Source organism: Asticcacaulis sp. SL142, from assembly GCF_026625745.1.
Taxonomy (GTDB): domain Bacteria; phylum Pseudomonadota; class Alphaproteobacteria; order Caulobacterales; family Caulobacteraceae; genus Asticcacaulis.
In genome coordinates this window covers 1-26,437 of record NZ_CP113061.1, presented here as the reverse complement: position 1 = coordinate 26,437, position 26,437 = coordinate 1, and the positions used below count along the sequence as shown (strand labels likewise).

13 protein-coding genes are annotated in these 26,437 nt (G+C 58.3%); 1 reads left to right on the top strand and 12 read right to left on the bottom strand.

Going from position 1 to position 26,437, the window contains the following annotated elements:
- The first annotated feature begins 398 nt into the window (after positions 1–398).
- A complete protein-coding gene (locus tag OVA03_RS00060; RefSeq protein ID WP_267526213.1) occupies positions 399–1,262 on the top strand; it encodes an RcnB family protein in 864 nt (287 codons plus the stop codon).
- Positions 1,263–1,610: 348 nt separating this feature from the next.
- Here the strand turns inward: OVA03_RS00060 and OVA03_RS00055 are convergent, their stop codons facing one another.
- The 12 genes from OVA03_RS00055 to OVA03_RS00005 all read right to left on the bottom strand — a co-directional run bounded on the left by OVA03_RS00055 (position 1,611) and on the right by OVA03_RS00005 (position 26,260).
- Positions 1,611–2,567 carry an alpha/beta hydrolase gene (locus OVA03_RS00055; protein ID WP_267526212.1) on the bottom strand — a complete coding sequence of 319 codons (957 nt, stop codon included), beginning with the start codon at positions 2,565–2,567 and terminating at the stop codon, positions 1,611–1,613.
- A gap of 56 nt (positions 2,568–2,623) precedes the next feature.
- A complete protein-coding gene (locus OVA03_RS00050; RefSeq protein ID WP_420710515.1) occupies positions 2,624–5,224 on the bottom strand; it encodes a glycoside hydrolase family 3 C-terminal domain-containing protein in 2,601 nt (866 codons plus the stop codon).
- A 342-nt stretch (positions 5,225–5,566) separates the two neighbouring features.
- Positions 5,567–6,163: an OmpH family outer membrane protein gene (locus OVA03_RS00045; protein ID WP_267526210.1), complete on the bottom strand. Its 597-nt coding sequence runs from the start codon at positions 6,161–6,163 to the stop codon at positions 5,567–5,569.
- 16 nt (positions 6,164–6,179) lie between these two features.
- On the bottom strand, positions 6,180–6,944 hold the full coding sequence (locus tag OVA03_RS00040; RefSeq protein ID WP_267526209.1) for a SapC family protein: 765 nt from the start codon (positions 6,942–6,944) through the stop codon (positions 6,180–6,182).
- Positions 6,945–7,014: 70 nt separating this feature from the next.
- Positions 7,015–19,578 (bottom strand): filamentous haemagglutinin family protein, encoded by a 12,564-nt coding sequence (locus tag OVA03_RS00035; protein WP_267526208.1) that lies wholly within the window; start codon positions 19,576–19,578, stop codon positions 7,015–7,017.
- Between the two features lie 57 nt (positions 19,579–19,635).
- Positions 19,636–20,088, bottom strand: coding sequence for a hypothetical protein (locus OVA03_RS00030; protein WP_267526207.1), 453 nt, complete (start codon positions 20,086–20,088; stop codon positions 19,636–19,638).
- A 12-nt stretch (positions 20,089–20,100) separates the two neighbouring features.
- Positions 20,101–21,654: a putative porin gene (locus OVA03_RS00025; RefSeq protein ID WP_267526206.1), complete on the bottom strand. Its 1,554-nt coding sequence runs from the start codon at positions 21,652–21,654 to the stop codon at positions 20,101–20,103.
- A 27-nt stretch (positions 21,655–21,681) separates the two neighbouring features.
- Entirely contained in the window at positions 21,682–22,368 is a 687-nt protein-coding gene (locus OVA03_RS00020; protein ID WP_267526205.1) for an energy transducer TonB family protein, read from the bottom strand.
- 3 nt (positions 22,369–22,371) lie between these two features.
- Positions 22,372–22,491 (bottom strand): ExbD/TolR family protein, encoded by a 120-nt coding sequence (locus OVA03_RS17010; RefSeq protein ID WP_420710446.1) that lies wholly within the window; start codon positions 22,489–22,491, stop codon positions 22,372–22,374.
- 23 nt (positions 22,492–22,514) lie between these two features.
- Positions 22,515–22,778: an ExbD/TolR family protein gene (locus OVA03_RS00015; RefSeq protein ID WP_267526204.1), complete on the bottom strand. Its 264-nt coding sequence runs from the start codon at positions 22,776–22,778 to the stop codon at positions 22,515–22,517.
- 11 nt (positions 22,779–22,789) lie between these two features.
- Positions 22,790–24,571 carry a MotA/TolQ/ExbB proton channel family protein gene (locus OVA03_RS00010; protein WP_267526203.1) on the bottom strand — a complete coding sequence of 594 codons (1,782 nt, stop codon included), beginning with the start codon at positions 24,569–24,571 and terminating at the stop codon, positions 22,790–22,792.
- Positions 24,572–24,703: 132 nt separating this feature from the next.
- The gene (locus tag OVA03_RS00005) at positions 24,704–26,260 is read right to left on the bottom strand and encodes a ShlB/FhaC/HecB family hemolysin secretion/activation protein (protein ID WP_267526202.1); all 1,557 of its coding nucleotides are present in this window, start codon (positions 26,258–26,260) and stop codon (positions 24,704–24,706) included.
- Positions 26,261–26,437: the final 177 nt, after the last annotated feature.

The window sequence follows — 26,437 nt, the reverse complement described above, 5'->3', positions numbered from 1 at the left end:
GTAAAAACAAAGTTAATTTTAATACATTCGTTCACAATTTGATACATAATCATTAAAAATTACAGAATTTCAAAATATATAATTAGATATATTCGTAAATATACCAGAAATTATCGTTAATAATTCATATTAAGCTTATTAACCTATCCAAATACACATTGAATTTCCCAACACACCAAAGCAAACACCGACGGCATCCCAAAGGTTTCATCCGCGATTCAGCTTGCGCGCGCGAAAAATAATACTGACGAAACCGTTCAGGTTCCATTCAGCCACGCCCTGCCATAGTGGTCTCAATCCGGAAAAATATTTCCGCAGAATTGGTTTTAAAGGCCCGAACCCGCAATCGCGCTGACACGGCTCCCTTTTTAACTCCGTAGTGAGTGAGGACTTTTGTTATGAAGACCCGCAAAACCGCCGCTGCGTTTGCCTTCCTCATGGGGGTAGGCTTTGCCGCCGACGCGCTGGCTGGCTCCGCCATCGGCCCGTCCGAGCGCCAGCAGCAGGAAGTGCGCCGCAATCAGAACCGTCAGGCACCGGTCACCGTCGCCCAACGCAGCGATAATCGTGACGATGATCGCGATAACCGCCGCGAGGCGCGTCCGCAACAGCGTCAGGAAAACCGCGGCCAACGCGCTGAAAACCGCCAGTCAGAGCCGCGCCCACAGATCGAGCGCCCGCAGGGCCGCCCCGGCACCCAGCCTTTGCGTCCGCAGATTCCGCAGGCGCAGCGACAAGATAATCGTCAGGATTTCAGGCAAGAGCGCCGCGATGACCGGCAGGACTTTCGTCAGGAACGTCGCGACGACCGTCAGGATTATCGCCGCGACCCGACCCCAAGCCGTCCCGACTATCGTCACGATCGTCGTGATGATCGTCAGGACTACCGCGCTGACCGCCGCGACGACCGCCGTGATTATGCCCGCCAGCAGCAGTGGACCCGTAACCACAACTGGTCGAGCTATCGCCGTCCCACCTATCGCAACGATCGTGACTGGCGCGACTATCAGGGCGTAAGACGTGGTTATTATTACGCACCGGGCTATGGCTACTACCGCCCGCCCGCCCAGTATTACGGCCACCGCTGGAACCGGGGTCAGCGTCTGCCGAGCTATTACTACAGCTACAGGGTCTATGATCCGTACTATTACGATCTGCCCGCCGCCCCTTATGGCTATGAATATGTCTATAGCGGCAGCGACATCATCCTGGTGGCTTTGACGACCGGCATTATTCTGGATGTGTTTTTCGACATATTCTGATCACCTGACTCTGAAGTTTTGCTTTAACGCGCATTTGAGTCCGAAACGAATTTCGGCGTAGCCAAAACCGTTTCAAACTTTTCGGAATGCGCTCCAATGGGCAGGTCATGGCCCTAAACTTGAGGCTCCCGCACATTGCGGGGGCCTTTTTATTATATGACGTAATCATCATCACATTTCAAAAATGCGAGTATTCGCAATTCCGCCCGATGTCTGTGGCTCAAAACCGCAAATGACGCCGACGTATTGAGTGACGAGGCGCTCCGTGAATACACAACGCTTTCAAAGAAAAAACTCACGATGAAGATGCCTTTGAGAACTACATCCATAAGTACCGAGTACCCAATCTTACGGTTTTGGCTTAAGGTAACCGTGCATGGCCAGCCAGCGCACGTAAGCGTCGAACCATCCGGTGCTGGTGGTGTCTTTGGGGTACATGCCAAAGCCATGGCCACCCTGTTCATAAAGATGGAACTCGACCGGGCGCTTGGCGGTGCGCCAGCTATCGATCAGCCCATAGCCAGCATTGGCGAAAAAGGGATCATCCGCCGCCAGGGCGATAAAAAGCGGCGGTGCCTCTGCCGGAACCTCAACGGCTGCCAGCGGACCGTAGATATTGGCGATGTGGGCCGGTTTGGCGTCCTGGCCGTAAAGCGTCGTGGCCATGGTCAGCATAGCCCCCGCCGAGAAACCCACCATGCCAATGCGGTCAGAATCCACTTTCCACTCTTTCGCTCGCGACCGCACCAGCGCAAACGCCGCGCGCGCATCGGCAATCTGAGGGGCTAGGGTCACCGAAGCATCCTGCGGGGCTGGCGGACGGCGGGCGGTACCTGAGAACATTTCGGCCATTGAGCGTTCAAACGCCGGCATATCCTGCGGCGTCTGATTGAGGCGGTACTTCAGCACGAACGCCGCCACACCCCGGTCAGCCAAGGCCTGCGCCACGTCCCAACCTTCATTATTCATCGACAGGGTGCGAAACCCGCCACCGGGGGCCACAATGACCGCCGCACCGGTCGCCTTGGTAGGATCAGGCAGGAACGGCGTCAAGGTGGCTACGGTCACATTGCGCGCAAAGACGCTGCCGTACTGGCTGTGCCAGGCTTCGGGTGCGGTCGCTCCCGGCAGAGGACCCGTGCCCAGCTCAATGGCGTTGGGTTGCGCCGGGATCGCAATCGGCGTCATGGTGTGATCCAGTTGCGCCAATGCGGGTGACCCGGCCAAACAGGCCAGAGCGGCCACACCGGCAGCCAGACTGCTTCGGACCAAACGGGCCAGGCGGTGTTTAAGGGTATGAGTCATATCTGTTTCCTTCCTGATTATTGATTATCCGGCTTAAAAACATGCCGGTTTTACGTCTACTTCTCTAACGGGTAACTTGTGGTTATGGTGATCGCGGCTGAGGTTCCAGCCGCTTGGGTCAGCCCCTCACGGCCAACGGGTTGCCCGCCGCCGATCCACAGATCGACCTTGCCCGGACGCACCGCACGAAGGCCCTGATCATCAACGATCGATAAGGCCCGGCTGTCCAATTCAAAGCGCACCGCTTTAGTCTCTCCGGCCTTAAGGTGAATTCGCTCAAAGCGGGTCAGGGTGCGGATAGGGCCGCCCTTCTGATCCGGGTGGCTAAGATAAAGCTGCACAACCTCATCACTGTCCGTTTTGCCGCTATTGGTGACATTGACTGTGGCGGTCAGTGTCTGGTTGCCACGTATGCGTTTGGACGACAGCTTCACCGGCCCATAGCTGAAGGTCGTATAGCTCAGGCCATAGCCAAAGGGATAAAGCGCTTCACCCGTGAAATAACGATAGGTGCGGCCCTTCAGGCTGTAGTCAAGGAACGGTGGCAGATCGTCAACTGAGCGATAAAAGGTCAGCGGCAGGCGACCGGCGGGGCTGTAGTCCCCGGCGATCAGGCGCGCAATGGCCGTCCCACCCTGCCCGCCCGGATACCAGGCCTCGATAATGGCCGGCACATGTTTATCGGCCCAGTTCACACTCAACGCGCTGCCGTTCATCAGCACCAGCACGACCGGCTTTCCGGCGGCATGAACCTGCTCCAGTACCTTTTGCTGGGCTGGCGGCAGGTCAAGGCTGGTGCGGTCACCACCGGAAAAACCGGGCGTTTCAACGCGCATTTCCTCGCCCTCAACCTCATAGGTCAGGCCCCCGACGAAGATAACCAGATCGGCTGATTTTGCCGCCGTCACCGCTTCAGACGCTCCCGTATCCGATGGCAATGCCCAGACCAGCTTTTCATCGCCCGATGTCTGGCGTTGAAACGCCTCGACACGGACGGCATTTCGGCTTCCGGCCTCAAGCGTGATCGCGCCGGTCGCGATAGAGGGCCGCCAATCGACGCCCCAGGCATCGACGACCAGCTTATCATTGATAAAGACGCGGTAGCCGCCATTGGCCTCATAGCGCAAACGGTATGCGCCGGTCTCAGGGGCGGTGATAAAGCCTTCAAAGCGGATAGCCCCGGCACGGTTTTCGCCCTCCCATTTCAGGGCCGCACTTGGGGATGTGCTGCGACTAACCGGATCACCGGTCATGGCCGGTGTGGCGAATTGAGTGACCTTAAGACCCTTTTGCGTGCAATTGGCATCCTGACACAAGGCATTGTCGGGGATCGCCCTCAGCACCGGATCAATCAGGCCTGAGCCCTGGGCATAAACCACCTTGGCGTCCGGATAGCGGGCGCGGATGCCGTCCAGCACCGTCACCGGATGAGACGGTTCACCATTGTAATTGCCTATAAGCGCCGCTTTGGTCGCCGCATTCGGACCAATGACGGCAATGGTGCGTGGCGCGGATTTCAGCGGCAGTAAATTATCGTTCTTCAGCAGCACCATCGACTTTTCGGCCACCTCTTGCGCAAAATCACGATTGGCAGGGGTGTCATAGTCGCGGGCAGTGATGCCAGGGAAAACACGCGCGGCCGGATCGAACTGCCCCAGACGGATGCGGGCTTCAAACAGACGGTTTAGCGCCGTATCCAATGCGCTTTCGGGCATCACCCCCTTTTTGACGGCACGGGTCAGATGGTCGGCCTCAACCGCATTGCCGCAGATCAGATCGGTGCCGACCGCCAGAGCGACCGCCACACCTTCTTCGGGCGTTTTCTTATAGTGGTGAGAGGTTTTATAGTAGATGTCGCCGACCGCATCGCAATCAGAGACTACAAACCCGTTGAATTTCCAATCCTGACGCAGATGCCTGATCAGTAAATCTTCGTTGGCGCAGGCCGGCTGGCCATTGATGGCATTATAGGCGCACATGATCGATGCCGCCTTGCCCTCGGTTATCGTGGCCCGAAAGGCCGGCAGATAGGTCTCCTCAAGGTCGCGCGCGGAGGGGATATAGTTATCCCTGTGCCGACTGACTTCGGGGCCGCTGTGGACAGCATAGTGCTTGGGCGTGGCGATCGTGCGGTAATAGGTCGGATCAGTGCCCTGAAGCCCTTTGACATAGGCCACTCCCATGCGCGCCGAAAGGTACGGGTCTTCGCCGTAAGTTTCCTGCCCCCGGCCCCAGCGCGGATCTCGAAAGATATTGATATTGGGCGACCATACGGTCAGCCCGCGGAACCAGTCGGAACCGCCGAACCGGTGCTGGCTTTCCAGATATTTGGCCCGGAACTCAATACTGACCATATCGGCCGTTTTATGGATCAGCGGCTCGTCCCAGGTCGCCGCCATACCAATAGCTTGCGGGAAAACGGTGGCATAGCCTGCCGCGGCCACGCCGTGCAGCCCCTCGTTCCACCAGTTATATTCGCGCACTCCAAGCCGCGGGATCGCCGGCGCATCATTGACCAGTTGAGCGGCTTTTTCCTCCAGGGTCATGCGCGACACCAGATCAGCGGCACGCTGTTCAGGGGGACGCGAGGTGTCCTGATAGCCTTGAGTTTCCAGTGGGTTCTGGGCGGCAGCAGGCTGTAACGATCCGGCCAGCATCAGCAGCACCGACGTTACCGTCAAGACAGCGCTGTGACCCGCACGGCATCCCAGCAGGTTCTGCACCCGCAAAAATATTGGCGTCATGGTCTCTTCCCTGGGCACGGCATACGAGGCCGCGTCTGTTCGACATTTTTCTGTCGCTATGATAGCGCTATCACAAAAATATTTGCCGGGAAAGATTATTGTCGGACTATTCTACCGTTCAGGGGTCCGTGGCAACGTCCTTGACCTGACGTCAAAGGCCTAACGCGGGTTCGGTTTCCAGCCAGTATTGTCACCTGAACGGTGGTGTTGACGCCATTGAGACACCAACACCACTTTATGATTTCTGCCGCTCGCTTACTGCGATACCGGCAGAACTTCGCGGTTGAAGGTCACGGTGCTCAACTTGGTATCCAGGGCCGCCACGACGCTGGCGGTGATGTCATTGGTGAGGTTGCCACCCAGCACGCTATTGCGATCCACCAGAAGCCCACAGCCCTTGGCCTTATAAACCGAAGCGATAACCGGTTGGGCTTCGGTACTGATCTTATCAAGGACTTTCTGACGGGTGGCCTCTATCTCACGCCCGCGATGCTCCGCCTGGATTTGAACGGTCTGAAGTTTTTGACCCAAAGCCTTTTGCCGGGTGGCCAGTTGCTCGGCCGAAAGCTTTGCCTGCTCTTTGCGCAGGGCTTCGGCCTCAAGCTCAACCGGCTTCCGTAAGTTCACGATTTCAGTCTGCGCTTCGGTGGTCAATTGCTGCAAGCGGGCTGTGGCCGCAACCCCGGCCTTGGAATTGACCAGCACCGCTTCACGCGACATCAGGCAAACCCCGGCAATAACGGGGCCGCCAAGCCCTGTCTGTGGCGCGGCGGGCGTTTGGGCGTGAGCAGGCAAGCCAGCCAGAGCTGCCAGAAACGACACCGCGATCAGGCTATGGATACGAAAGGTCATTGTGTTTTCCTAAAAATTAAGCGGCTTTGTCTTGTGTATCAGGTGAATTCGGGCGTCGTGACTGACGCTTCAGAAGATTCTGAAAGCGCTCCAGCGAGGCCAGATGGAAGTGAATCAGACCCAGCCAGCCTTTACGATGCCATTCCATGACAAGCTTTTCGTCCAAGGCTGAGAAGCGTTCAGGATCAATAACCAGAAAGCCATTGACGCCCAGCTTTTCGCCATTGGGCAGCACAACATCGGCGCGGCGCTCAATCAGGAGATCCTGCGCTTTCAGGGCCGCACTAAAGGCCTCGGTCATCAGGGCATCGGCGTGAAATTGCTCACAAAAAGCCAGAACCTGTTTGGTGTAAGCCGACGGTTCATCACCTTCAAACAGGGCTATGCCTTCGTCGGCATTATCGCTAACCCGTGGGCTGGCGATGTCGATGACCATGGCAAAGCCCTTGTCCTCTTCAAGGCGAAGGGTGCTGAACGGATACCTGCGGGCATAGGCCGGAATATAGGCGTCTTCGTCCCAGGCCCCGTCGCTTACGAACAGGTTTTGGTTTTTCAGTCCCATCAGGGCGACCGGTGCCAGGGTCTGCACCGCAAACAGAACCGGATAATCGCGCGCGGCAAAGGCAAATTCGCTGAGCATCAAAGGAATACAGGCGGTATCGGCGGCAAAGCCATAGTCGCCGTCCTTGATGCGCAACGCCCCGTGTATGCCGGACGCCAGCGGTTGCGGCTTTTGGTAAAACAGAGGCAGACCCGACGGATTGGTGACAGTATCAGACATAAAAAATTCCTACATAAACTTGAGATATCACCGGGGCCGCAAGACTGCGGCCACCGGCTTATTTTTCTTTTCAACCCTGAACCCGCTCCAGACGGATGGAGCGCGGCCCGACACGAATGGCGGTGAGCCCTTCATTTTTGAGCAGACGCTCCAGCGCTTCACCAGCGGTCATCTTGCCCGTTAAGGCAGGCGCCATACGGTTTCGTAAAACTGCCGAGTCGTAGATGATCGTCATTCCGGAAAACTGGCCCACGCTGCGGATGGCATCGTCCAGCATCAGGGCTGGCAGTTTGAAGTCGATGCGTGGTTCGACATAACGCACGGCGACCTTGACCGGTGTAAAGGCAGGCGCCTCACTGGAAACCGACGCTTGTGGCTGAACGTTGTTTTCATCGGGACATGGGTTTTCGTCAGTACCGCAGGCGTCTTCGTCATAGCCGGTCACCTTCACTTCGATCAGCGATGGCGGCACGATCGATTTGTCCTTCTGAACGTTTGAGATCGCATCCTTCAGAGACTTGGCCACAAGATCGTTTGTCGACGACAAACCGATATCAAGCGAGGTCGGCGGTGCGGCCGGCGGCACCGGCAGACCTGATGTTACCCCACCGACATCGATGTTATCGGCACCCAGAACTTCAATCGCGAAGACGTTGAAGTTGCCCGCGACACGGATACCGGCATCACCGGCATCCACCACCCCGGCCGGTGCGATCAAATCGACGTCGGCGGGCGGTGTGCCGTCCTGAGTGGACAAGGTGCCGATACCGGCCCCGGTCGGCAGACCTGCGGGCTCACGCTTCATCCGCGCCAGAAGGTCCAGGCCATAGTCAAAGAAGGCCGGGCTGAGCGAGGTCTGTGCGCCCTTACCCGCCGCGATATCGCCCCATGACGACCAGATCATGACATTGCCACCCTTTGCCGTAAGCAGGCGCGACTGATTTAGGGTCACACTGGAATGAGACAGAACATTGATCTCACCGCCATCGGTCGTCAGAATCCCGGCCCGTTGGGCGTTGCCCCGGTCGTCTTCATATATTCCGGTGTTCGGATTATAGACCTGCACTGGCTTGCCCGTCGCCGGGTCAAGGGTCGGCTGACCAGTCTCACTTGGCTGGGCCGAGACATTAGCCAGAGTCATAGCACCGCCAGGAATGACGAACTCTATCTTGCCGCCGCCGCTGGAGATGACCCGGCTGGCATAGGTTTCAAAGTCACCTTTCCAGAGCGATTCACCTTCAACCAGAGTTTCAATGGTCTCTTTTTGAGCACCGGGGAACAGGGTCTCAATCGCCTTATAACCGCGGAAGGTAGTGTTATAGCGTTCATTGTCCGCGTCATTGGCTTCGCGCCCAGTGGTGCGCAGTTCCAGGAACAGGACGCTGCGGAAGTACGGCGTCTTGTAGTCGGTCGGCAGAGCCTTCCAGTAGGTCCAGGCGGTGTCGAGGTACGCGACCTCTTCAGCCCGTGTTTTCAGCGGCGCAAGCCCTTGTAAACGACGGACATAGTTGACCAGACCCTCACGCGGTTCCGGAACGGCAAACTCACCGGTGGCCCCCTTGGCGCGGTCATAGTCGCGGTCAAACAGGTAGAGCGACTTGCCGCTGTCATCCTTGAGGTAATCCGCCATCTCACCGGCTTTTTCCGGATTGAGGTAGGCGTCCTCAAACGCGGCATAGGACGGCGTCTGGTTGAACCCGGTCGAGATAGCGATGTCGGCCGCCTTCTCTTCCGGCTTCCAGAACTGCGCACCCGGCTCTAAGGTAATACGTCGGCTGCTGATCCCGTAGCTGTTGCTCGGCAGATAGATGTCCGTGCCGGCTTCGACCTCAAGACGGCCGGGGCCGGAAACGGTCAGATGCCCGTATGAGTCCACAATCCTGTCATTTGAGTTTCCAAACTGGCCGGAGATATCAAAGTAGATCCCCTTACCGGCTCGCACCAGACTAAGGTCATTCGGGTTATTGTGCTGGATGTCATAAGACGGGAAGTAGATATTTCCACCCGCCTGGAACCAGGCCTGCTTGGGCAGGTTCATAACGGTGCGTCCGGCAGTAACGATATCGCCCTTGGCAGCATATATCCGCACAGGCTCATGATCACCGGCATGCAGATCCGGCAGGGCATCAACCGAGAACGGCCGTACGCCTAAGTAGGTATTGCCAACCCCGGCGCTGCGCAGATGTACCCGGTCTATATTTCTGACGAACGATACCGAATTGGTCGGCGTTGGCAGATAGGTCATATCGGCCTGGCTCATGAAGATGCCTTCATAAATGGTCGCCCCGCGCTGGTTTTTCTCCACGTCTCTTTGGCTGGTGAAGTACGCCCCATCAAGGCCACGCTCAGCATTTCGTCCCTGCTCCGACTGAGTGCCATAGCCAATGATGACGTTATTACCCGCCAAAAGCTCAAGATTACCCTTGGCCGATGGCATCAGCATCATGCCGCCCACAATCCGCACATCGCCGGTAGCCGCGATCGCGCTGAAACTGGAGGGGCGCAGATCCCAGGCCATGGAATCCCGACCGTCATCAATCGCATCAATACGACCGTAGTACCACAGGGGGTCCGCGCCCGGATTAGGCACATTGCTGCCGGAACTATAGAAAGCAATCGAGGTGTTGAGGCCGTTGTTCCAGACATTGACGTCACCGCCCGCTGAGAACAGGCGCACACTGGCTTCGTCGGTGTAGCTGAGGAAGTTAAAACCACGGTATTCAGACACTGAGCCTGCCAGCAGTGGGTCCATGACCCCGTCGATATTCAGATCGCCACCGCTCTTGATGTCGAACTGACCCGATGAGGTGAAGAACATCGAATAAACGTCGTATTCAGGGCTTTTGCCGCGCGGATCATAGTGCAGGTAACAGGTCGGGCTGTTGGAGAACGTGCAGGACGGATCGTAATAGACCTTGGCCTTTGAGCCCGCCGTAAAGCTGCCGCCCGCGGTGAGGTCACCCTTGCCGTCGGCGACATAGAAAACGCCGCCCTTGATATTACCGCCGGCTCTCAGGCTGAGATTGCCGCCGCCGGTCAAGGTCAAGGCAATGGCATCACCTGATCCGGTGTTGCCGGTCACGCGGCCGCTGTTGGGGATGCTGACGCCGAGATTATCGATGTCACCGCCCGCGTCGATGGCGATATTACCGCCACCCAAAGCGCCGATACCGCCCTGGAACAGACTGTAATCCACCCACCATGACGTCTGATCATACGCACGGTCAGGGGCAGACGCGAACAATCCGGTCGTCTCATCTAGGCTTCGACGCTGGAACAGATAGCCGGACGGCAATTGCGGAGTCTGCGAACTGGCGAGGATATCGCCACTGACCCGCAAGGTAACATCGCCGCCGCCTTCGCCGTACTGGACGGTTCGCAGCGTCAGGATCGGCGTGTCATTGCTGGTGGAAATACGCAAGGAACCCGTTGGCACATAAAAGCCTGCCAGAGGTGCGGCGTTTTTACCCGCTGTGTAGATGACCGACGCCCGTTCCTGAAGCACCAGATCACGCGCCGAGGCGACATTGATCGCACCCGTACCGGTGCGAACCACATAGCCCGTCGAATTATCCCATTGCTGATATTCGCGTGGATCAAAGCCGCCGCGTGGATTGCCATTGCCATCCAGACCGCCATTGCCCGATGAACCGTCGGCCCGGTAAATACCGAACAGCCACGGCAGCGGACGGCGGGCATAAATGCCTGTGTCAGCATAGTCGCCGGTGACCGGATCTTTTTCGATCAGTTCGCCCGTGATGGGGTGAATATATTTGCCCGTCGCGGCGTCGCGCTGAAGTTCAAGGAATTGTTCGCGACCACCGGAAGGATCATTTACGAACCGGCCATCTTCACCGATCACATACAGCCGGTTTTCATTGCCATAGGCCGGGTCATAGAAGTATTCGAGCGTATCAGCGGTGCCGCCGATCTTCACTGAGCCCTTACCCGCCGCCAGTTGACCGGCGCTAAGCACGGCCAGGGTGTCCGGGCTTTGGGTATTGGCACCCGCCGTCAGGTTAAAGGCCCAGCTTTCGCCGTCCAGTAAGCGGTCGCCATTGAACCCGTCACTCAGGTTGGCATTGATCAGCAAATCACCCGCCGCCCGCAGGGTCAGAACCCCGGCCGCACCGCCAAAGCGCAGACCCGACAGATCCCAGGCGTCTTTAAGCTCCATATCGCTGTCGCTGCGCAGTTCAATACCGGCCACCAGCGTAACGCCTGCCCCCAGACGATTGCGAATGGCCGTGCCGTTCGCCGTCATAAAGGCCGTGGCGTCATTAGACACCTGAGTGATCACACCCTGATCGATGATAGAAACTCCATCATAGACCTTGAAGCCTTCGGCCAGAACCGAACGCGCCCCGGTGATCGTCCCGGCCAGTTGACCGATGGCGACATCGTTGCCGACTTGCGGGGCGCGGAAACGGACCAGACGCCCGCCCTCACCCGTGCCGCTGACATTGATGACCGAACCGGTCTGAGTGCTGATCTGCCCGCCGTTACGTCCTGTGGTTTCAACAATGACCGTGCCGCCTGCACCGCCGGTCGCATTGGCGCTGGCCAGCAATTTACCGGTGCCGGATACGGTCACGTTCTCCGCCGCGGATACCTGAATGCGGCCACCATTATCACCGGTCGTCTTAACTGTGCCGGTGACATTGACGGAGCCGTCATTGGCGATGACCGCAAAGTCCTGCACATTGACGGTGCCATCAACCGTCACATCGCCTGAGTTGATCTCAAAGCGGCGCGACTGGCGGAAGCCACCCGTATCAAGCACCGTATTAAAGGTGCCGAAATTGGTCAGGGACTGCGTCAGCAGGTTGAACGAACCGCCGCGTGAACCCGCAGCCGATGTGCCTTTCAGCGTACCATTCAGGATCGCCTCGCCAACGCCGGTTTTGATTGTCAGCGTACCGGCATCACCGCCTGCGGCAGAGCCCGAAACGTCGATCAATGAGCCTGTGCCCAGATTGACATCGCCCAGATCAGCCACAAGATTGACCGAACCTGCACCCACACCCACCGTCTTATCGAAGAACTGGCTGGCATTAGAGGTGACATCCAATATCGCGCCCTGGGCCAGCACTACATCGCCGGTACGGGCCTGAAGGTTTATGGTGCCGCCCGTCAGGCGTGACTGACCGGCATAGGTGACCGAAGCCCCGGTCAGACCCAGTGTGCCGCCGAAGGACTGGAACGCCGGAAGGGTAGCATTGGCAGTTGACGTGACATTGATCGCCCCCGTGGCATCAAAGAACAGACGCGCGCCACTCTCGGTCGTCAGCCCCGCGGCCGTAACGGACAGTGCGCCGGGGATATAAAGCGTACCGTCGTCACGACCGATCACCCGCTCGCGCGCCGTGATGCTCAGATTATTAATACCCGACAGCCACTTATCATTGCCTTCGAAGTAGACATTGGTGGCATCAAGTATCAGTGACGCAGAGCCCGTCGTCGCAACTGACTTAGCGCTGCCGGTATGGGTCAGGGTCAGGGTTTGCGCCTTAAGGGTCGTCGGCTGATTGTTAGCGTCAATCACCCGCACCTCACCGGTATCAAGACGTAAAGCGCCCGTTGCCGCCAACGTAACACCGCCGTAAAGATCAAGTGTCGAATACGACTTGAGCGTCAGATCAGCGGCCTTAGCCAGAGCGCCCAGTGAGCCATCGGCAAAGATCAGCCCATCGACACCCGCCGGCACCGCCCCAATGCTGACCCGTGAGGCCGAGGCACTCAGTTGCTGGGTCTCAAGCGTCACCAGATTGCCCAGACGGGTATTGTTCGTCGCATCGAGGGCCACCGAGCGACTGCTCTTGAGTGACGCGCCATCGGCAATGGTCAATAGGCCCTGCCTGAGGTCGAGGGGTGCCAGCCCCTTGGCAACGCGTTGGCTGTTAACGATCGCAAGCGCTGCCGGATCATTACGAAGCGCATTGGCGGCATTAACCGCGTCGGTATCGCGCAGTATATCAACCTGATCGCCGGATGATAACCGCAGGACGGTGCCCTGATCCAGCACACCATGAATGGTTATGTCGTCATTGAGGTCCGTGGGTGTGCCGTTGTTATCGATGAGGGCCGCGATATTGGCCAGCACCCGCAGATCGCCGGACACACCACTGATCTTGCCGCGCGTTTCAAGCTTTGCGCCATCCTTGACGTCGATATTACCGGTAGAGGCAAACAACAGTTCCGGGCCAAACAGCACCGAGCCGGTATTATCGACAACGATGTCTGTCCCCGATACCGAAAGCTCCATATTGACGGCGCCCTGCTGGCGCGTGCCGCCGATCAAAAGGCTGTCCGCCCCGAAGGCCGACAACTGATCGCTTTTGAGCACCAGGTAGCCGTCATATTGCGACAGATCGGTATTTGTGCCCGCCACGACCACTTTGGATGAGGCGATGTCGGCGAAACCACCGCGACCACCACTGGCCGCACCCGAAATCAGTTTACCATCGAGGTTGAGGGTTTCGGCCACTTTGAAGACCACCGAGCCACCATCAAGCGGGATGCGCGGCACTTCGCCAACCGGACGGTTGGTGCGCAGAGCTTTCTTGAGGAACGCATCCGACACAAAGAAGGTATTGGCGCTGGTCTCGCGATAGAATGATCGTGTGCGCAGGGTCTGGCCTGACATCACATGAAAGCCCTGGGTGCGCTGATCACGCGCCCCGGAGGCCCCGGCGACCACATAGCCTACCTGCACCGATGAGCCATCCGTCAGTTGGCGGCTGGTGCCCAGGCTGGCATCGACGAAGCTGTTGCTGTAGCGGTGCTGGGCGGTGACCCGGTAAGCGCCCGGCATGAGCGCATACTCCGCCGGCAGAAGCGTATAGTAGCCCGCCTTAAGGCCGGAGCCACCAGACAGATAGACCTTGTCGCCTATGCCGATCTGCGATGAGCCAAAGCCCAGCGGCGCTATATTGCCCTCAAAATCAGGGATAACCGCATAGATACTGCCGGGGTCCGAAACCCAGTTGTAATCGACGTCGCGATAGCCGGTCAGCCAGTCAAGCGTACCGTTTACCCCGGGAACAAATTCGCGGGCAAACAGATCACCGCCACCGGAGACGTCGATTTCGGATCCGGCTTGCAGATCGACCTTATCTGCGGTCAGGTTTAGTGCCTTGGTCGGCAGGTTGGTCAGTTCAAGACCGGTAAACGGATCGGTCCAGCTATCGCCGTTAGCGGTATAACCATAAGGGATCGACTTGCCGTCACCCGACACCGAGGTCAGGCTGCCAGCCTTAAAGATCAGATCACCTGATCCTTGCGTGCCGTTATCATAGGCTTCCAGGGTCAGGGTGCCCAAAGGCGAGCGCAATGTGCCGCCCTGAATGATGGTGGGGGCCTTCAACGTCAGTTTGGCCGCCGCTTCGTAAGGGCTGTCATTGATCGGCCCGCCATCATCCTGAGCCAGAATTTCAATGGCGGTATCCGAGGTCACCGAAAAAATACGCCCCGTACCGGCATAGACCTGATCGGCTTTGAGCGTCAGTTTACCGGCTGAATAGAGCGACCCTGCCGGCGCCTGATTTGTCGCCAGTCTGAGACCCGCAAAGCGGATATCGCCACCGGAGTTCAGACGGGTATCTTCAAAGCCATGGAAGCTGGCATTGCCGACCTGAAGCAGAGTGCCTGCTGAGACGGTGATCGTCGTGCCCTGACCGGCCGGGTCTATGCCCAGCAGCGATCCATAGCTCGCCATGGGCAGGATGTTTTCGTTTTGACCCAGGCCCACGACGCCCGCTTCAAGCCGCACAGTTGAGCCAGTATTACCGACAATCTGGCTGGCGTTGATATTCAGCGTATCAAAGATATAGGAGCCGTCAGCTTTTTTACCGCCCAGATTGACATCGCCATTAAACACAACACCCGGAGAGGCGTTAATGGTCAGGGCCGAGAAGCCGCCCGCCGCAATCTTATCCGGTGACAGGGTGGTGATGATAGGCGCTTCGGTTGACGGCGTCGGTGGTTGATAACCGACCATTGTGAACAGTTCTAGCAAGGCACTCGGCATGTCCGGCGCACCGCCGCCGCCACCGGAGAATGTCTCGCCAATGATAAGCATCGGCGCGGGCCCGGCCGCCGCCGCACCATAGGCGTCAAACAGCGCCACGGCCTCTGCCCGGCTATTCAGCACATAGCCCGGCGGGAAATCGAGCGGCCCGACAAAATATTCCCAGCCTATGGTGCTCAGATCGATGCCATAAAGACTGGTGATTGGGTTAAAGTCTTTGTCGGTGACATAGCCCCACTCAACATACTGCTCCAGTTGCTCAAGCACCGATGTCGGTGTGGTGCCGCCCGTGTTACCTCCGCCGCCAAGTTGCACCGTCCAGTTCAGCGTCAGGCTGCCGCCGCGGGCACCGGCACCGCCCGCATTAGCCTTATAGGTCGTGTCATTGATCGCCAGGCGCTGACCATTGATTTCGATAGCGCCACCATTGGAGGCCAGCGTTACCGGGGTATACAGACCTCTGCGATTGCTGTCCTGCAGATCGAAGGTGGCCGCCGTGCCCGACACATCAAGCTTTGAGCCCTGGTCGAGCTTGATTTCATTGGCGGTCAGCGTGATTTTGCCGCCATCATAGATCTCACCATTAATCAGTTCACGTCCCGCGACCACATTGCGCGAGGTGATCATCGCCACGCCCGGCACCAAAAGGCTACCCGTCGGCGTCACATGAACAAAATTTCCTGTGGTTGCATTTGATGACAGGCTAATCGCGCCTGCCGGGGCCAGAATAGTCCCGGCGACCGTTGTATTGCCGCGCAGGGAAATCTTGCCGCCCACTTCAGTGGCCAACAGGCTGCCTTCACCGATACGGACGTCGCCCAGTTCTGCACCTGCAGTCACGCCCTGCGCACTAAGATTGATCGCCATGCCGCTACGCAGAGACGGGCTGCGCAATTCAGGCGCCAGATAACGGGCTTCGGCCACGTCATAGATATCAGTGCCCGACGGGGCCCAGAACGCGGGTGGCTTGCCGCTAAGCGGTGCCGGTTCTTTCAGTTGAAGCGACGCACTGGTGGCGTGAACCTGCACACCGTCCAGCACTTCAACCGACTTGCCGATCAGGTTGATCGCCGAGAACCCGCTGTTTTCAAAGAAATCCGGTGTAAACAAAAGTGGTGGCCGCCCGGTGGCCTCCTCATCAGCAACTGGCAGCGCTGCGCCAATAATGATGGCGTCACCAAAGGTCAGGCTGAACGCGCCGTTCCCACCCAGACCGTAAGCCCGTGCACTTGGCAAGCCGCTAAGATCCAGTTCATCCTTCTCAGCCAACAGAGCATTGATAGTGAGATTACCCCCCTTGCCGCCATTGAGTTTGCCGCTGCGCTCCACCCAGGCGCCGCCGCTCAAGTCCAGCACAACCGTGTCCGGCAGCACCAGTCCGACATTGTCGGCATTATTCAAAAGATCGCCGTTGGCCGATAGCGTGATATCCCCGCCATGAATACGTGGCAGGGTATCGAGGGCTATGTACTGATCGATTTCGTAATCACTGTACCATGATCCGCGTGTGTCGATCTTGGTGCTGCCGCCCAATGTCAGCGACATACCGCTTAAGGAAACGTCACCGCCTTCGGTGCGGATGGAGCCTAAAAACTCTATGCGCTGGTCTGCCGCCAGGCTAAACGAGGCCCCGTTTTTCAGGTTCAGGTTCACACCCTCTTCAACCTGAACCGCAACATGATCCCCTGAGACCCCGACCTGATTAAGGGCATAGCTGCCCATAGTGGAACGGTTGAAAAAGTCTGCCGACACCAGAGTGGTGTTGTCGCTACGTATCTTATCGCTGCTGATCGGATCCGTGGCCGCGTCAAACTCCACCCCGAACAGTTCGCCGTAGGTGTCGCTCAGCTTGTCTTTAAAGCCAAAATTGGCATTAAGGGCCGTTTCGCGTGCGGTGATCAGGATATTGTTGCTGACATACTCGCCCTCGGATTCCCCGGCATTATTAAGGATAAACGCCCCGCCAGTCGGTATGGTGCCCGCCTGACGCTGATACCGGCCCGTAACGGTTTCGCCTTTCAGCGTACCCTGCAGCACGCTGTCAGGAGCCATAATGTCAACCTTACCGCCTGTGCCACCGTGCTGATAGCTGGTCTCGAACTTGCCTTGGGTCGCCGTCATCAACGGAATATTGTAGGTGGTTTGCTTGCCCCACTTGGTGTCATAAACCGTCCATTGATTGGCCAGCCCCATATAGAGCTCATCCGGGTCAGCTTCGCGGATATCGATGATCGAGCCATCCAGACGACGCAGCAAGGTCGTGTAGACATAGCCGTCCTTATAGGTCGTCACCCCGCCCGACACGTCGATCACCGAGCCTGACTTCATGATGAAGTCATCGCCGATATCCATGTTGAGCGTACCGCCATTGGTCAGGAACTGACCCAGCGTGCCTTGTGACAAATTATCAAGACCCTGCCAGTTGGCCAGATTGGTCCCATAGCGGCGATCGACGGAGATTTCCTGACGATACAGCGCGCCGTCACGTTGCAGCGGCGAGTCAGCCAGTTGCGCGGCATAGAGCTTACCCGTTACCTGATGGTAACCCATCTCAAGCGTGGTTTCCCAACCAGACAGATCGATGGTCGCCCCGCGCTCCATCAAAAAGCGCGTGCCGTCTTCGTTGCCCTGATTGGCACCCGCGCCGAGATTGTTGTCAAAGATATGAGCCCCGGCATCGAGCAGGACATTCATATTGCCGCTTGGCATGTGAATGATCGAATCTTCCTGCATGTGGACGCTGCGGGCGTTGATCTTGACCTGGCCAACGCTTTGAGCCCCGGAAGAAACCGGGATCTTGTCTGTAGAGTCGAGGTCAGGCGTGATCTGGGTCAGGCTGCCCTCACCGAACACGACCGTACCGTGCCCCGGCACAGCATCGGCGCGGCCATCGGATTCGGTCCCCGGCCCGCCGCGCCAGTCCCAGACCGACGCGAACAGACTGATGTCACTGCGGAACAGAGCGGTGGAGGTCATGTCGATGGCCCCCATCTGCTCCAGATTCAGGCCGCGCATCACCACGCTGCCGCCACGTTTTGAAGTAATTATGCCTTCGTTGCGCGCGGTATAGGTTTGCGCACGCTGCGCCTGATTGTTGCGGACATAGGTCTCAATCAGGCTAGGCTGATAGACATATTGGCCATTTACGAAAACATAACCGGCGGCGTAAAGCTTGTTAAAGTCGGCCGTGCTCAGGTTTTGATTCAGCGCGATATTCCGGCCCAGAAGCAGCGAATAAAAGGCGCGCCACTCTTCTGTATTGGCCCGCTGCGGGCCACGATAATAGGGAATATTCCCCAAGGATACGCCCAGCGGATAAAAAGCCCCGACATAGGCATCCAGCCGGCCATTTCCGGCGGCCAACATCCCGGAACCCGCGGGTTGCAACCAGACGTTTTCACCGGCGGCCATAATGACCTGGCCCTCATCCTGTATGTTGATCTGGCCGAGATTGGTGACCTTCGGGCCGAACAGCATCACCTTACCGAACTTGCCCGTGGTGACCGAGCCGGTCTTGCCGATGGTGACATTGTACTTCAGCGGATCATTGGCATCGACAATTTCTGGTCCGGGCTTGGTTACGTTGTAGTAGGGACCGGCACCATACTGAGTCCCGTTGAAGCTTATAATCGTGTCTTTCCAACCCAGCGGATTATAGCCCTCGCCGTTTGGATTGAGGTCAAAACCGGCCAAATCAGTATTACTGAAGGTCGGGTTCATGTTTGAGCCCTGCTCCTGACGCCGGGTATAGGAAATCAACCCGCCGGTGGCCGACGCCTGATCAGGGTCACCAAGGAACTGATCGTTACGCATAAACAGCGACGAGAGAACGACTTGCTGAGCATTGATCTTGCCGTCAACCACAAGACCGCGGGGCGCGACCAGATAGATGTGGCCATCGGCTTTGACATCCCCGGCCAGAACGGTTTTGTCGGCATTATAAGACCTGTTGAGGGCGACCCAGTCTGATTTTTGCTGCTGGAACTTGAGGACTTCACCGGCCTGCAAGGACATGTCGGACCAGTCGAGGATGGCTTTTTCCCTGGACTGGACGAGGGTTGTGGTTTTGCCGTCGATCAGGACGTCAGAGACGCCCTGACCGGTGACGAGGGTGCGGGTGTTGATCTTGGCGTCTTTGCCGATGAGGACGCCGTTGTCGTTGAGGACAAAGACCTTACCGATGGCCCTGATTTCGCCATTGATTTCGGCCGCCTGATTGCCGTGGACGCGGTTGACGGCGATCCAGTCGGCCGACTGCTGCTGGAACTCCAGCACTTCATTGGTTTGCAGGCGGAAGTCTTCCCAGTCGAGCAGGGCCTTGGCCTGGGTCTGCTGGATGGTCATGAGCGCGCGGCCATCCACGTCCGTGCCGATGACCGGGGCGTTGGCGCCGGTCCACTGAGCGACCTGCGCATTAGGCCCGGTGCCGATGATCCGTCCGGCCTGGATGCCCACCATGTTGGCAAAGGGTTCCGCGGCAAGGGCGGGCGAGACACTGGCGGACGAGACGCTGGCAGCCAGAGCCAGAACCATCAGGCTGGCGCTGGCTTTAAGCCGGCGTGAACCGGTCAGACCGGTACGGGCGGAGGCGGCGATGCGGGACATGGAAGACTTCCTGTAATCAAAAATTATATGGCGAACATATCAGGGGTAGCGGCGCGGTTACTCAGAACCCGCGCCATCAGTTTTGGGTTTGGCCAGATCCTGTTCCATGCGGGCCTGAACGCTGGGTGGCAGGGTGGTGTCGTAGACACGCGCGGCCCGCAGACGATCCTCATAGGACTGCTTGAGGTTTTCCATCTTGACGCGTTGGGCCTGCACGAAGGGCTCTAACGAGTGCTTGCTCAGACCCTTGTCGGCGATCTCGGAGGCAATCGCATAGAGTTCAGCATTACGCTGAACCCCAAGGGCGATCAGTTCGTCCTTGAGAGCCAGTTCCGCCCGCAGGCGCTCGACTTCCTGACGGGCGTTACTGGCCACCGTGGTCTGCTGGCGCAGATCGGCCTCAAGCTGGGCCACGGTTTTGGGGGCCGGCGATGTCTGAGCGTAGGCGGGCGCGCCTGAGATCACCACAAGGGCCGACGATACCATGAGAAGTTTGGAGAGAAAGGTCATGATCATCCCTCCTTAAAAGCGGGTGTTGAAGTTGAGTTGCAGGACATCGACCGAGAACGGCAGGCCGTCGATCGAGTCCGACGACAGCCAGGTCGCGCTCACGCTTGAGTTTTTATAGACGCCGTATTCCCCCTCAAGGATGTAGCCTTCGCTGTCGGTGCCGCCGAGGCCGAAGTCGGAGTCGGTAAACACGTCCAGAACCGCATCGGCTTCGACATGCTTGAAGGCTGCCGCTACCCGCCACTGGTTACGCTCAGAGACAACCGGATAACCGGCATCAAAGCGGATCTGATAACCGGTATCGCCGGAGTCCTGCAGGCCCAGGGCCAGCAGTTCCGCCGTGTCGTGACCCTGGTTTTTGACCACTTCGCCGGAGAGGCGGTACTGACGCGGCCCTGTGCCGTAAGTAAGCTGACCGGTAAACGCCATCAGTTCATATTTGGAGGCCAGACCCGCGAGGAAGGTCGTGCCATCGGTGCGCAGATTGACCAGTGAGTTGCCCTTGGACAGGTACTTCGGCGCTGACCAGTCGGTCAGGCGCGAGTTCGGCGCATTGACCGTGCTCTGAACATTGCTGAAGTCGTAATAGCTGACGGCGGCCTTGTAGCCGAACTGGCTGGCAAACTGGCCGCCGACACCGGCCTGCGCGGCATAGAGGTAGCTGTCGTCGTAGATTTCGCGCTCCTGCAACGGCAGAACCGCCGCCGTGCCAAAGATCTTCAGGCTGTCATTAAAGCCATAGTCACCAGACACAGCCAGACCTTCAAGATTGATGTCCGCATCCCAGACCAGATCGGTCGCGTAGAACGGATTGGGCATCCGGCCCGCCGTCAGGGTCAGGCCCTTGATCGGCTTGACATTGACATAGGCCTGATCGATCCAGATTTCATCCTTGGAGAAGTAGTCGCCAAAGCTGGTGTTGGTCGTTACCGGATTGTTGTCATTGCCCGACGCCAGACGTAAGCCCACCGACACCTTGTCATTAATGTCCGCCTCGAACTTGAGACGGGCGCGGTAGTTGGAACGGCGACGGTCGATGGTTGAGTTCAACAAAGGAAAGCCGTCAGCGATATTAACGCCACCGGCGCGGTTGATAGCGGCGGCATTCGGGAATACCGGCGGGTTGCCTTCGACCACGATCCCGTTGGTGATGACCGAGGTCGGGAAGTCTTCATTCTGGAAGCGGGCGCGGAAGTCGCCGCTGATCTTGATGCGGTCCACCCAATCCGGCAGAGTGTTGGGTGCCACCCAACCTTCGGACTTGGCCTGAGCGACCACTTCCTGCTTGACCTCAGCCTTGATCTGCGCGCGCACGGTTTCCGGCACATAGGCGACGTCAATGGTCGTGGAGGCGGTCTTGGCGGCCTCAGTTTCGCGCTTGGCGGCATCAGCCTGGCGGGCCTTGGTCAGGATCTCCTGAGCCTTGGCATGAGGAATAACCCCCTCATCGACCAGCAACTGCAGGATTTCAATGCCGACATCGCTGGACTGAGCCAGGGCCGGTGTGGTGACCGCCAGCGACAGGAGCAAGGCGCTGCCGGCAAAAAGGGAGGTACGAAGAGACATGGTCAGGTTTCCTTTAAGTCGCGCGGCTTAACCGGCGGATCGTTTCAGATTGATAGTGAGATTGGTCGAACCGCTAATGCCGGGCGGACGCCCACGGCTCATGGGAGCGATCTCGGACAGGACCGCGCGGATGTGCGCATCAAGCTCCGGATCGCCTGTACTGGATAACAAACGCGCTGAGGTGAACTGGCCTTTCGCATCGATATTGACCGCCACCCTGACACTGCCTTTGGCGCTTCGGGTGCGCGGATCGCGTTGCAGGGCGCGGGTGATGTGGAGGGCCACCGCCGCATCCCAGTCACCGCCGCCCCCGCCGCCGCCGCGACCAAACAGGCCCCCGCCCTTGCCGGAGCTCAGGCGAAAGCTGTCAGATCCCGCATCCGCCAGCCGGTCGAGACCGGCGGCTTCTGTGGAGGGTGACGGTGGTGCGTCTGAAGGCTGCTCAGACGGCGTGGGCGACGGCGGTTGCGGCGAAGGCTGCTCAACCGGCGCAACTTCTTCGGGTTCCTCAATCACCTTTTCTTCCGGCTTGGGCGGCTCCGGCGGCGGTGGCGGGGTGGCCAGGGCAATTTCCTGGATCACCCGCTCCGTGCGCACCGCGTCGCCCTTGGGCCATAAGTACATGACGGCCAGAACCAGGGCGGCCAGAACAATCACGCCCAGCAGGATCACCGGCACGTTGTCCCGCAGCCTGAACTTGGGAGGTTCAATCATGACCTACGAACTCCGTACGCGTTCGCTGACCAGACCGATCTGGGTGATACCGACACGACCGCACACATCCAGAACTTCCATGATGCGGCCATATTGAGAGACACGGTCCCCCTTGATGACCACGGGAAACTCCGGCGTGGTGGACTTCAGGGTCGCAACTCGGATTCCAGCTCATCCAGCGTCACCGGAAAGGTGTCGAGATAGATCTGGCCGGCACTATCGACCGTGATCGCCTTGGTCGTCGGCTGGGCCAGACTAAACGAGCTTGACGCCTTGGGCAGGTTGACCTTGACGCCCTGGATGGCGGCCGTCGTCATCAGGATGAAGATCACCAGCAGCACGAAGGTCAGATCGACCATCGGCGTAATGTTGATGTCGTCGTAGGGTTTACGCTTGGATTGAAGTTTCATAAACGCGCCCCTTACCGGTCACTGTTGCGGTAGGTTTCGGCGATGCGCTTTTCCAGTTCGTCGACAAACACCTGATTGTCGGCGGAGATATTATCAAGCTGACTGGTCAGATAGTTGTAGCCAAACAGGGCCGGGATCGCGACCGCAAGACCGGCCACGGTCGCAAGCAAAGCGGCCGCAATACCCGGGGCGATGGCGGTGATATTGACTTCACCGGCCGCCGCCACACCCGCAAAGGTGATCATAACCCCCAAGACCGTCCCCAAAAGGCCCAGGAACGGACCGCCGGAGATCGCAATGGTCAACAGCACCATCCACTTGGCCAGGCGCTGTTCTTCGCGCACATGGCCGGCATCAAGGGCGGAGCGGATCGCCGCCACCGATTGCGGGGCAATGGCATATTTTGAGCCCAGATCTTTGGCCTCTGCCATCCGCTGGCGCAGTTCGTCCTGACCGATCGAGAACAGACGCGCCACAGAGGCGTTAGGGTGCTGCGACGACAGATCCTTATTGGTCAGGCCCGTATGAGCCCCCTGGCCGCGCGTCGCCGTCTGATAGATCTCAAGGAACTTGCGGTTGGCCCGGTTGGTGCGGCCAAACAATTGCCCCTTCATGACCATGATGATCCAGGAGAGCACCGACATGATCGTCAGCAGAATGATCACCACCCAGGCATCCGGGGTCAGGGCGCTGATCAGGATGCGCATGTAGTCGTGATTAGCCGCACCGGCATCCTCAGCCTCGGTCGCCACAGTGGCAAACCCGGACGAGCGTCCCTGAGACTGGGCCTGAAGGGCGATATAGGCCGCCGAGCGGGCGGCATTGGCACGATTAACTTCGTCGATATCGCCGCTAAAGCCCGTGACACCTGAGACTGTACCAATAACCTCTTCGCCGCCCAGTTCAGGTAAGGCCGCGGCAAACGATCCGGCGGGTGCGCCATTGACGTAAAGTGTCACCGTCTCGCCATCGGCCGTGGCCGCCACATGGGCCCAGGTGCCTTCCGGCAAAGGGGTTGCCGCGACCGCCTCATTGGCGCCCAGACGCACGAAAGGCGCACCGTCGCGAAGCCCGACGGTCAGGCGCGATGGTGCCCCTTCCCCACCCGCGCTCAGCTTGGTGTAGAGCACGGTATCTCCGGCCACGGCCACACCGGCCGCCGGTTTAACCCAGGCCGAGACCGTCATCTTGCCGCCCGCGGGCACATTGAGCGACGCACTGGGGGCCACTCGCACCTGGCTTTGGGCGTTAAGGCTCAACCCCCCGGCAATCAGGCCTTCCAGCGTTGGCTTGGTATTGGCCGCACTCAGGCGATTGGCATTGGCCGTCTGATCAACCGGCACCGCCGCATTCTCGTTCAGGTTCAGAACCAGGCTATATTCACCGTCATAGGTCTTGCCCGCATCCGACACCGGCTTGGCCGTTTCGTTACCGTAGTAAAGCCAGATCGTCTGGTTGGCACCGGGCGCCACTGTGGGCACGTCCACCCAGATCAGCGCCAGCTCTGCCAGAGGATCAAAGCGTTCGATGTGGTAGTTCAGCGGCGCCTTATCGTCGCCCGCCACAAAGCGCAAATCGCTGCCATCGGGCTTGGTTTGCGTAAAATCAAGCACCCCGCTGTGCAACCGCACCAGTACCGGCGCGCGCTTAACCTCAGAGGTCAGCCCCTTGATCGCACCGGCGTTCAGCGTGACCGAACGACGCTCAGCATAGCCCTCATCCCACCACGCCATCGCCGAGGTCGGCAATACCGCCGCCGCCACCGCCGCCACTAAAAACTTCTTGAAAGCCATATCAGCCGTCCTCATCACTCACTAAAAATTAGAATTCGCGTTGCTCAGAAAATTAGAATTAGAATTCGCTCCAGATGCGCGCCTGCACACGCAGGTTGTTTTCGATGTCTTCGATTACGGATTTACGGTTGGTCAGGGGTGCGCCAAAAGCACCGAGGCGTTAAGCCGCTCCAGCGCCCGCACGGTAATACCCGCCCCAATGCTCGACAGATCCGTGGTCTCAGCCTGACCGGCCAGCGGCTTATAAATGCGCAGCGCCGCATCGTCGGCAAACGCAAACGCCCGCGCCTCGTTCAGCCATGTCCCCGCTTTTTTATGGAAGGATGGTGTATCGACCTGAAACTGCACCGAGATGCCGTCGTCGCCTAAGTCCTGGCTTTCATAAAAGGCACGGACACTATCAAGACCGCCCGCCGAGAACTGCTCGTTCGAGATCACCGGACGACCCGCAAACTGCATCGCCACCTTGGCACCCGCGCGCCAGTCATTGTCAAACTTGTGCCGGTAGCCCACGTCAGAGCGCAAAACGACCCAGTTGGCCTTGGCACCATAACGCTTAAGCGCAAACTCATTGTTAGTAGCGTCAAGTCCGCGCAGACCCAGATTGACCCCGACGCTGAAGTCAAAATCAAAATCCTCAGTCCGCTGCGACTGCGTGTACTGTACAGTCAGCGGAATATAGTCGATCGGCGTTTTGCCTGTGCTGTCTCCAAGAACCAGATCTTCCTTGAAGCTCTTGTAGTCGATACCCATCGTAATCTGATGCACCCGCGCCGTCTCGGCCTCGCCGGTGATCTTGGTGTAGATACCCCGCAGACCAAAAATATCGCCCGACCCCAGAACATTGATCCCGCCCAGAGCGGCCACGTCGCTGTCTGAGTGAACGCCGTAGCCGACAATCGTCCACGGGGTGTCGCGGATAGGCGCCACATAGGAGGCCGATACCACCCACGATTCTTCCGGCTTCTCCGGTGTCACCTGGGCCTGCAGGTTCAGGCTATGGCCCATCTGGAACAGGTTGCCATAACTGATGCCGGCCGAAAGGCGCGCCCGCTTGGTGCGGCTTGACGCCCGGTCGTTGATCTCAATTGAGCCATGCAGCGGCAGCTTATCTTCGACATTGATATCGACATCGACCGTGCCGGGCGTATCACCCGCCCGCAGTGTCGGCGTAACCATACGATCCGCCGACTTGTTGGCCCCGGCGATCTCGCTGGCCACATTCTTGTAGTTCGGCACGCCGCCCTCAGCCAATGACGGCAGTTGCGCCTTGATATCTTCCGGCGAGAAGTAACGGCTGTCATTAACCCGCAGACGCCCGACCTTCAGTTCAACCACCTCAAACCGGATAATCCCGCCCCGCACGTCCTGCTCAGGGATGCGCACATCAACCGTCTCAAAGCCCTTGGCGTGATAGGCCTTCATCAGCGCCAGACGCGCGGCCTCAACATCAGATACCTTCCGCTGCGGGCCCAGATACGGCAAAACCGCACCCTCAATATCCATCCGCGTCAGAACCGTATTGCCTTCAATCCGGTAGTTCATAACGTCAAGACGACGATCATCATCTTCTGCAGAGGCCTCAGCTTCACCCACCGGCTCTGAAACCGCCTCCTGCGCCTGTACAGACACAGCCAAGCCACAGCCAAGCGCTATCGCACTGGCAAAAAGCCACTTATTCGAAAGCATTCAAGAACCCTCGGAGTAGAATTAAATAAAAAAGATGAGCGTCCTAAATGAAACCCCAACAGGACAACCCCAAACTCCGCTCAATTACAATATTACCTTGAAGTATTTATGACAACTCAAAAATATATTAAATAAATCAATAGTTTAAAATTAAACACGACAGATAAAATCCATGAA